The sequence below is a fragment of the Aporhodopirellula rubra genome, from assembly GCF_014192335.1.
GTDB classification, from domain to species: Bacteria; Planctomycetota; Planctomycetia; order Pirellulales; family Pirellulaceae; genus Rhodopirellula; species Rhodopirellula rubra.
Genome location: NZ_JACHXU010000004.1, coordinates 405,266 through 415,413 on the forward strand (window position 1 = coordinate 405,266; position 10,148 = coordinate 415,413).

General features: G+C 55.4%; 7 protein-coding genes. 1 reads left to right on the plus strand and 6 read right to left on the minus strand.

Annotated elements, in window-relative coordinates:
- Positions 1-9 precede the first annotated feature (9 nt).
- On the plus strand, positions 10-549 hold the full coding sequence (locus tag FHS27_RS08120; RefSeq protein WP_184303891.1) for a hypothetical protein: 540 nt from the start codon (positions 10-12) through the stop codon (positions 547-549).
- A 231-nt stretch (positions 550-780) separates the two neighbouring features.
- Here the strand turns inward: FHS27_RS08120 and FHS27_RS08125 are convergent, their stop codons facing one another.
- From FHS27_RS08125 to FHS27_RS08150, 6 genes are all read right to left on the minus strand, one after another.
- Complete coding sequence (locus tag FHS27_RS08125; RefSeq protein WP_184303893.1) at positions 781-2,376, minus strand: sulfite reductase subunit alpha; 1,596 nt, start codon at positions 2,374-2,376, stop codon at positions 781-783.
- Between the two features lie 54 nt (positions 2,377-2,430).
- Complete coding sequence (locus tag FHS27_RS08130; RefSeq protein WP_184303895.1) at positions 2,431-4,251, minus strand: NirA family protein; 1,821 nt, start codon at positions 4,249-4,251, stop codon at positions 2,431-2,433.
- A 13-nt stretch (positions 4,252-4,264) separates the two neighbouring features.
- Positions 4,265-6,478 carry a molybdopterin oxidoreductase family protein gene (locus FHS27_RS08135; RefSeq protein WP_184303984.1) on the minus strand — a complete coding sequence of 738 codons (2,214 nt, stop codon included), beginning with the start codon at positions 6,476-6,478 and terminating at the stop codon, positions 4,265-4,267.
- 56 nt (positions 6,479-6,534) lie between these two features.
- The gene (locus FHS27_RS08140; RefSeq protein ID WP_184303897.1) at positions 6,535-8,394 is read right to left on the minus strand and encodes a DmsC/YnfH family molybdoenzyme membrane anchor subunit; all 1,860 of its coding nucleotides are present in this window, start codon (positions 8,392-8,394) and stop codon (positions 6,535-6,537) included.
- Positions 8,395-8,469: 75 nt separating this feature from the next.
- Positions 8,470-9,390 carry a GAF domain-containing protein gene (locus FHS27_RS08145; RefSeq protein WP_221224943.1) on the minus strand — a complete coding sequence of 307 codons (921 nt, stop codon included), beginning with the start codon at positions 9,388-9,390 and terminating at the stop codon, positions 8,470-8,472.
- 43 nt (positions 9,391-9,433) lie between these two features.
- On the minus strand, positions 9,434-9,997 hold the full coding sequence (locus FHS27_RS08150) for an ABC transporter ATP-binding protein (RefSeq protein ID WP_246419260.1): 564 nt from the start codon (positions 9,995-9,997) through the stop codon (positions 9,434-9,436).
- Positions 9,998-10,148: the final 151 nt, after the last annotated feature.

The following is a 10,148-nucleotide window of genomic DNA, read 5'->3' on the forward strand; positions in this document are numbered from 1 at the left end:
AACCCGACCATGAGAAGTTTTCTCGCTCTCGCACTCGTCGCTACTCTCGCCATGACGACGTTCGCAGATGAAAAACCCAATCGCAAAAACAAGGGCGAGCGGGCAGGCAAAGGCAACCCAATGGTCGCCCGCCTGATGACCAGCCTGAAAGACGCCGGCCTCAGCGCCGAACAAATGACGAAGATCCAAGCGGCCGCAAAGACCTTCGAAGCCAAGGTCAAAGAACTGCGTGAAAAAGGCCTCACTCCTGAAGTGACCAAAAAGCAATCCGAAGCCTCTAAAGCCGCCCGTGAAGCAGGCCTCAAAGGCAAAGAAATGGCCGCCAAAGTTAGCGAAGCGTTGAGCGAAGAAGAAATGGCACTCGTGAGCGAAATGCGAGCCGCCACCAATCAAATGAAAAAGACCATCGCTGGCGTGTTCACTGAAGAACAATTGGCCGCCCTTCCCGAGGCCGCTCGCAAACAACTCACCGCTCGCGGTGGCAATCGCGAAGCAGGAAAGGGGCAAGGCAAGGGAAAAGGTAAAGGCAAGAAGAAAGACGCTGCCTAATCACCAGCCTTTTTAGTCGTATCCGGATCATCTTCAACAGATACGCAGCCCGACATTTCGTCAGATCCGCACGCATCGAAATCGCAGTACTGTTTGCGTTGGCACCCCCAACCCGACACCTCGCGATTGACAAGTGTGCGGATTTTTTTTGGCCCCTTCACAGATCCATCGAACTTCGTGTCGGTCGGCGTAAGACTCTCTAGCTCTCAACGCCGCCGCACTTGGTCAATCCTAATAGACGTCGCGATGGTAACGTCCGCTGCTCGACAGGTCTTTGACGTACGCGGCCGCTTCCTCGTCGCTCATCCCACCTTCGGACGCGACCACCTGCTGCAACGCTCGATCGACGTCCTTGGCCATGCGAGAGGCATCGCCGCAAACATAAAACATGGCTCCCGATTGCAACCACTGCCATAATTCAGCGGCGTTTTCTCGCATCCGGTCCTGCACATAAACCTTCTGATCACTGTCACGACTGAACGCGGTATCGAGCCGGGTAAGGATCCCCGAGGCTTGATACTCTTCGAGCTCGTCGCGATAGAGGAAATCGAACGCCTCGTGTTGGTCACCGAAAAACAACCAGTTCTTTCCAGCGGCTTTCGACTCGGCACGCTCTTGTAAGAATGCGACGAACGGCGCGATACCGGTACCGGGGCCGACCATAATCATGGGCGTTTCCGGATCCGACGGAACGGTAAACCCGGCATGGTTGGGTTGCACGAACACACGAACGGTTTCGCCTGCATCAATACGCTCGGCCAACATCGTACTCGCGACACCTTTCCGCAATCGACCTTCCCGTTCGTAAACGACCTTACCAACTGTCAAATGCACTTGGTCGCCGACTCGCTTCATGCTGCTCGCGATAGAATACAAACGAGGGTTCAACGGATCGAGTGTTTCGATCACCTCCGTCCCTGACACCGTCGCCCCCTTGGCAACCTCAAAGACATCGAGGACATCAAACCCGTCGGGCACCCCGACGTCCAACATGTTGCGCAGGGTTGATTGCGCCGACGCATCGGTTATGCGATCGATCAACAGTTCAATCAACTCGTCGCTCGGATCTTTCAAGCAATAGTCTTCGCACAATGCCTTCAAGAGTGATTTCGTAGTCCCACTGGGCGTGGTCACGGTAACATTCGGATCGGCCGCCATCGCCTCGACTAGCCGATTCGCCAAGTCCGGGCAATTTTCCGGCATCACACCGAGCGCGTCACCGACATCGTACTTCAATCCCGAACCGGTGAGATCGATCACGACATGCCGCGTGTCTTTTGCGGAACCCTCCACATTCAGTTCACGAGACTCGATCAACTTCGCCGTGAATGGATTGTTGCGAGACCACTGTGCGGCTTTGCCGTTACGTGCGGCGGCACCGTTTGAGCTGCCATTAGGAGACGCCCCATTTCCATTGCCCGCAGAGTCGCTTTCGGCAAGAATCTTCTTAATCATCTGCTTCGTTTCTTTTCCGCCGGGACTGCACAGCGTGAGGTTGGTTTCTTCGCCGCGAGCAATGGCCTCGCTGTAAGTCTGGCAAAGATACCCACACGATCCACAATCGAGTTGAGCCATTGCAGCCATCAGCTTGCGTTCGGTTGGCTTGCCTTCCGCCAAAGCCATTCGATCCACAATCGGCAATGACGAATCGTGCCACGCGAAATCTTCCTCCGGTTCGGCTTCGGCAACGGTTCCTCCGAGATTCGCACCGAGTGCTTGCGAAACGACGGCGGGATCCGCATCGGCCTTGATGCCAGTCAGGCCGGCGAAAAATCCATTGAGCCAAGCACGTTGTTCTTCGTTAAATGGAGCTGATTCTGGAATCATGGGTCGGCAATCGAATAAGAGTAAAAAGGGACACGTTAGTTTGCCAGGCAAACGTTATGCGACGGTGGCGTGGGTGAGAGAACGAAGTTCCTCAATCGTCTTTCTGCGGGCGAAAGCGACAAACGATTCGTCGACTTGCCGCTCGGCGAGGTACCCGTCAATCAAATTGGTGATGAGCGGTGGCAATTCGTCAAACGCAATCGATTGCAGCAAGGATCGCCCGATACCTCGGCGTTCCCCCCAACCACCACCGACCATCACGTGGTATCCGTCAACCATGTCGTCACCCCGTTCGACCTGACACGCGATCAGGCCGATATCACCGATGTAGTGCTGTGCACAACTGTGGTGACAACCAGTTAGGTGAATGTTGATCGGGACGTCAATTTCGAATTGCGATTCAAGTGCGTGGGCTAACGCCATGGCATTCGCCTTGGTATCCGCTCCCGCGAATTTGCACCCCGCACTACCGGTGCAGGCGACCAATCCGGCGCGGAAGGAACTCGCTCGGTAGTCCAACCCACACGCCAAGATCGCTGCCTGCACTTCGGCGAGGTCACGCTCGCGGATGCCAGGAATGATCAGGTTTTGCCATACCGTCCAACGGATTTCGCCATTACCAAACTCGTCCGCAATCTCCGCGAGAGAACGAGCCTGATCGCTGGTCATGCGACCAACCGGCAAAACAACGCCGACGTAATACCGACCTTTTTGTTTCTGTTCGTGGAAACCCACGTGCGCCATTCGGTCTTCGTTCTCGACAATCGTCAACAGCGATTCGTCGACCCGCCGTAGCGTCGAGCCGTGTTCTTTTTCGACTTCCGCGATAAACCGATCGAATCCCCAATCATCCAAAACGTATTTCAAACGTGCCTTTTTGCGATCGGTACGATCACCGTTTTTCACGAAGACACGCACGATCGCACCCGCGACCGGGACACATTCATCGGGTTTCAACAGAACGCCCGTGGGCCGTGCAAAGTCCTGGTGCCCCGTGATTCCTCCGAGCGTCAACTGGAAATACACGCCCTCAGGCAAATCATCCGAGGCGTTCGAAGCATCGATGCGGACCGCTTTAAATCCGATGTCGTTCGTGTCTTCGAGCGATGCGATTCTGCCGCCACCATCGAACGCGATGTTGAATTTTCGTGGCAAGCCATACATTTCGCGGTGATTCAAAATGTAGTGGTGCATTCGTTGAGCAAGTGGAATCGTTTCAATCAGTTCGTCAGGATCAATCCCCGACAAACAACTCGCCGTGCAGTTGCGGATGTTGTCTCCGCCGGATCCCAAACTGATGACATCGAGTTCGCGAATCCCGTACAGCATGTTCGCGGCTTGATCGGCCGGGATTTCACGAAACTGCAAGTTCGCACGAGTGGTGACGTCGAGATAACCGCCTGCCGACCGATCAGACAGGTCCGCGAGTCCGGTTAATTGCCAAGCACGCGAGAGGCCTCCGGGAATTCGCAATCGCATCATGAACGAGTCTTGTGCGGGAGCGACATGAAACAAGCCGTGAAATTTCGTCAGAAAGACGTCTGTCCCTGTTGGAAATTCTCCAGCGTCGCTACGCCCCACAATTTCATCCCACATGTCGAGCGGGTTCTTCGCCTGTTTGGCGAGTTCCTCTTTGCACAACTTCTTACCTGCGGCGACTGTTTCCGCTTGTGCTTCAAGTGCGATCCGTTCAGGGCCGACCGGCAATGCATTACCATCAACGGCCGCCGTACCGTTTCCGATCGTCAGCGACGTGCCGCCACCGGCACTGTTGGATAAGACGGGCAATCCGCTGACCGCTCTCGCGACATCGGCTCCGAATGAGAATCCACACAGATATTGTTTTTGTTCGTTAGTGAACGCTTTGTCAGACATGATAATCTTCGTGCTAATTGCTCTGTGGAATAATGCGTACGGCGCAGTCTTTGTAGCTCGGCTGCCCGCTTTGCGGATCAAAGTGTGACAGCGTCAATCGATTCGTCGATTCGTAATGCATCGGAATGAATGCTTGCCCCCGCCGGACCGTCGCGGTCACGTTGGCCGTCACGATGACTTCGCCGCGCCGTGACTGAACTCGAACCTTCTGGCCGTGGTCGATTTCCAAGGCATCCGCATCCACCGGATTGATCTCGACGTAAGGTTCATTCGGGTACAACAAACGCAGTACGGGGCTTTGGCGCGTCCGCGTTTGCGTGTGCCATTGGCTAACGGTTCCGCGGCCTGTCAACAATGTGATCGGGTACGCCGCGTTGGGTGGTTCGGGCATCGGCTCAACGGAATCAACGACCAGTTTTGCGCGACCATCTTCGTGGAAAAACCGACCATCGCTGAACAACCGACGTTGTTGCGGTGGATCGCTTCGGTCATCGCCGGCGTCCTGCTCCGTCCACGGCCACTGCACGCCACCACACGCATCGAGTTGCCGATAGCCATCAATGCCTGTTATGTCACACGGTTGATCCCGACTGAGCCGTTGTAGGATCCGAAAGACGGCTTCTGGATCGGTCCATTCCGCAAATTGTTCGGCCAGGCCCCAGTAGTGAGCGATTCCTCGAAAGATGTGAAAATCCGCGAGAGCTTCGCCCGGTGCATGACGAACCTTTTTGATCAATCCGATGCGTCGTTCGCTGTTGATGAACGTCCCCTCTTTTTCGCCCCAACCTGCCGAGGGCAAGACGAGGTTCGCATGCCGGGCCGTCTCGGTCGTGTGATACATGTCTTGGACGACCATGAAATCCAATTTGCCGAACAGCTCACGGACGTCTGATTGATCAATCCAACTGTGAGCCGGATTGGTCGCGATCACCCACAATCCTTTGATCTCTCCACGCCGGACGCCTTCAATGATTCGGTCGTACTTCCAACTGCCTTCACTCGGGATGCACTGCTCATCCATCCCGAGTGCGTCGGCCACCTTGCGTCGATCGGCCTCCTCCTCGAAACGATGATGCCCGATCAGATTAGTTGTGTTACTCCACAACCGTGACCCCATCGCGTTGCACTGACCGGTAATGCTATTGGCTCCCGTTCCCGGCCGGCCAATGTTTCCTGTGATCAGTGCGATGTTGATGATCGCTTGAGCGGTACGAGTACCTTGATAACTTTGATTGACGCCCATCGTCCACCAAAGAGAAACCGCAGATCCCTTTCCGATCGTTTCGGCCGCACGCTGAACCGCAGCGGGAGAAATGCCCGCAGCACGCGCCACGGATTCAATATCGAACGCAGCGACGTGTTCCCGCAACGTCTCGAAACCGTTGGTGTGCGACGCTACGAAATCTTGATCGACATAATCATTTTGGATCAAGTAGTTAGTGATCGCATAGAGTAACGCGAGATCATTCTTCGGACGGATTTGCAAATGTTGCGTCGCCGCCATCGCGGTTTCAGTCCGACGAGGATCAATCACGATGATCTCAGGCTGGTTTCGATTCCTCAGCACGCGTTCCCACATGATCGGATGAGCGATACAAGGGTTCGCACCGATGAAGACGAGGCAATCGCTCTTTTCAAAATCGTCATAAGTGTAGGGAGGCGAATCGAATCCGAAGGACTCCTTGTACGCCGTTGCCGCTGTCGCCATGCATTGACGCGTGTTGCCATCGCCGTGCTTGATGCCCATTCCGAACCGAGCTAACGCCCCCAGGAAAGCCATCTCTTCCGAAGGAATTTGCCCGGTCGAAAGAAATGCAACCGAGTCCAATCCGTGTCGTTCTTGGACGCCTCGGAATCCTTCGACAAATGTTTGAAACGCTTGGTCCCATCCGATCGGCTGATGTTTCCCGTCGGCACCTCGTAATAGCGGCGTCGTTGCCCGCTCCGGAGAATCCAACACCCGCAACGCTTCCCAACCTTTGGGACACGCCATCCCCAGGTTCACGGGATACTTCGTTTCAGGCGTCAACCCGACCGCCACGCCCTCACGCAAATGCAATCGCAATCCACACCCCGTCGCGCAGAAACCGCACGTCGCCGTGGTGGTCGTGTCAGCCGCCATCGACGAGTGCGTCATCCCAAGACCGTGTTCGCCGGGATGCAACAATAACTCCCGGGTCATCGCGCCTTCGCGGCGAACCAAGACCTGCGGCAACTCCAACGGCATTTTCGCACCGTTGGCTGATGTCAAATCGACAGCGGCACTCGAAGTAAGATCCACACTCATTTCAACGTCCCCGGCATGCGGTCATAGACCACGCTCATGAAATACAGCAAACGCTCTGATGATTCGCCGGCGAGGAAGGCGACCGTGGCGAGCGTCATCATCAACAATGCCGCCGTGTTCCAACCGACCGCGATCCCAGCCATGGCAAACATGCACGCAGCGACTCCGATCCATCCGCCGAACAATCGAACTCGGCTTACGCCGGTGAGGTGAGTCTGCACCAGACGCCGACTACGTTCATCGAGTGTTTTCGTCGACGAGGAACGACGCGTACCGCTGGACTTAGCCGGCCCCAGGTAGAGCCCCGTCTCCCAGAACAACTTCGCCGCCCCCGCCATAGCACCAATGAGCAACAATAGATTTCCGGCGGTCTTTGATTCCGTGGTCGCCATCACCGTCAGCGCCGTCAACGATGCCCCCACGATCAATCCGGTAGAGAGAAAACGCGGCATCGTTCGGTTAAATCGCCAAAGCTCGCGTCGCGTTGCGATGTAGATCATCGCACTGCTGTATAGGCCGGCGGCACCGAGCAGCAATGATGCTGCCAAGGCGGCACCGGATGCCCACGACGGCACGACCACCCATTGAGGAATCCGCTCCGACAAACTTGCTGGTGTCCAAGCCGCGATCACCGGCAACCACAACAGGACCGTTGCGAGCACCAACGCACCGACATACTTCCCTAACAACACCGCCTCACGGCTTAACCAGGACGTTCGCAAACCGAGAAACACTCGCCACGCTCGCAGTGGTTGCCCCAAATGCAAAGGGGCAATGTTCAATCCAACCATCGCAATCACGAGAGACACCAACGCGGTCAAACGCGTCGCCTCAATCGGCATCACGGAACCGTTGAGCCACATTCCCAACGCGACGAAACGTTCGAGTGCAATCATGCCGACGGACACTTCGGTGCCGATCAACATGAGTGCCAAAGGCCAATGACTTTCGGCGACCTCATCGATTGACGAATCTTGTGGAACCGCCTCTCGAATTTGGTCCGCACGGTCAGTTACATATTGAGTTGTCGGGCGGGTTAACGTCGACAAGGGTGCTTCCGGAACCAACCGTTCGTCAACATCGATGTCTGATCGCACGCGTTCGACCGTCCGAATCGCGATCGCCTCGTTGGGACACGACTGCACGCAGGCGGGAGCCTCCCCAGTCTTCAACCGTTGATGACACATGTCACACTTACGGACGATGCCCAAACGCTTGCTGTACTTCGGAACTTCGTACGGGCACATCATCGTGCAGTACTTACAGCCGATACATTGGTCGTCGAGGTGTCGCACGATCCCCGTAACAGGCTCTTTCACATAGGCCTTGACGGGGCATCCGTTGAGGCACCCCGGATCTTCGCAGTGATGGCAGGCAGTCGTAACATGTTGGATGCCGGACCCCGCAATCGTCACCGGTGATGTTTCGATGTCGATCGCCGTAGGCATGATCACATCGTCAGCTTCGATAACTTGCTCAGACTCGGTCGCCCCGATTGTCAGCGTACCAACCTTCCGCCAACTTTCGGTTTCCTCAAGGCCGTTCATCGTATGGCAGGCAACGACGCACGCCTTGCAACCACTGCACGAGTCCAGATTGACTTCAAAGGCGAGTTGCTGGCCCGGTTGCGGAGGAGTCGCGGGCAACAATTGCCGATAATAAACTGATTGCGACGGCTCAATTTCGCCTGCTGAATGTGCCTCGGAAAACTGCTCCACCGCCGTCAACGATTGTTGCTGTTCGAGCAACATTCCGACGAGATCGAAGTCCGATTCGCGCTGCGAAAACGGCAACGGCGATCGTGATGAACCCGATCGTCCAGCGCTTTTCGATTCGATAGGAAGTGTACTAGACATGCAAATATGTAAGGAGACTCGATCGCGACGAACACGAGTAGTTACCGCCGCTCATTGACGTTTGGCAACGTATGCCTAAAACAAAAACAACGTGATACTGGCTAGCTTAGGGCCATCAAAAAATGGAATCGCCAATCCGGATGTCGGCCCTGGTGATGCCGAGTCAGGATTACGTCCGGCGAGCAGCTCATTGGGGTCGTCCGTGACGAGGACTCGCCGTTCTTTTTGCAACCGCGTGAACGGTGCTAAGCCGGACGAACATCGGGTACCGCTGGGCAATGGATAATCATCCCCCAATCCGTAATACGCCGACGAGCTGAGCTCGAATTCGCCTTCATCATCCAGAGCCGTCCAGACCTCCATGCCACGAGCAATCGGGGTCACTGATGAACTGATCAGAACCGCCGCCGAGCGAAACGAATCCGATGCAACCGGAATACCGATCGCTGTTCGCAAATGATCGGCCGACGCGCCCGCAGCTCTCAAGAACCCGGGGTGATTAGCCAAATCGTCATGTATCAAGCTACAGCGATCTTGCCATACTTGCCCCGGCAGGCCGCTACCTCGTTCAAAACGAACAAACGAGCTGACGTTGTGAAACCGTTCCATCTTTCCGTAGTAGCCATCTTTCAATGCCACTTCGTCATAGATGCCGATTGGTTCCCAAACCTCGAAAACACCGATCGGCGATTCAGAGGCGCCGTCGCTATTACGTGCCAACAACACCACGACTGACACAACGCGTTGTTCGCAGTGAACCGGAATGGCGATCGCGGCGGAGGAATCCAGAGGCAGATCTTCCGACGTGACCACAGCCGTTCCGGACTGCAACGCCAACTCTGCCAACGAAACCAACTCGTTGCGTCGACTCGGCAACAAGGCTCCCGTCTCGTCGACGTCAAAGACGACCACGTCACTGAGGAAACAATTCGAAGGCAGGGACGAGATACTTAAATTAGACGACCAATGGTCGATGGTATGAAATGAAGAAGACATGACTTTTTCAGGTGGTGCAAATTGAGATGGATGAATAAAAAACTCAAACGACCTCTGCCACCTGTGACTCCTCCGATTCAGTTTGTTGTTTGGCGGCCTCTAGTGCATCCGCATCCGCTTTGAGTTTGCGATGATCCTGCTCCTCGAGGAACTGAATCATCTTCCTTCGATATTCGTAATATTCCGGGTGATCGAGCACGTCCGCCCGTACGCGTGGGCGATCAAACGGCAGACTAAAGATTGCGCCGACGCGAGCCCGAGGACCGTTGGTCATCATGACCACGCGGTCACTCATGAACAGTGCTTCATCGACGTCGTGAGTCACCATCACCGTGGTGACTTTGTCGCGAATCAAAATTTCCAACAGGATTTCCTGCAGTTCCATCCGGGTCAGCGAATCCAACATCCCGAACGGCTCGTCGAGCAACAGCATCTTCGGCTTCAGTGCGAAAGCACGAGCGATCCCGACGCGTTGCTGCATCCCTTGACTGAGATCTTTGGCTCGCTTGTTCAGACTGCCACCCAACCCGACTAGATTCAGGTAATAACTCGCGAGGTCGACTCGGTCCCTCTTCGTTGCGTTGCGATAGACCTGATTAACGCCCAACCAATAAGGATTTGACTTCGCGTGGATGCGACGGTTGCGTCACTTTCTCTTTCATATTGCTTCGTTCGTCGCGGTTCAAAACGCTTCGCCTAGCCGAAGCTCAAGTCCTCTGTTCAAGATGCCCGGGGCTGAATGGCGAGGCGTTGATTGA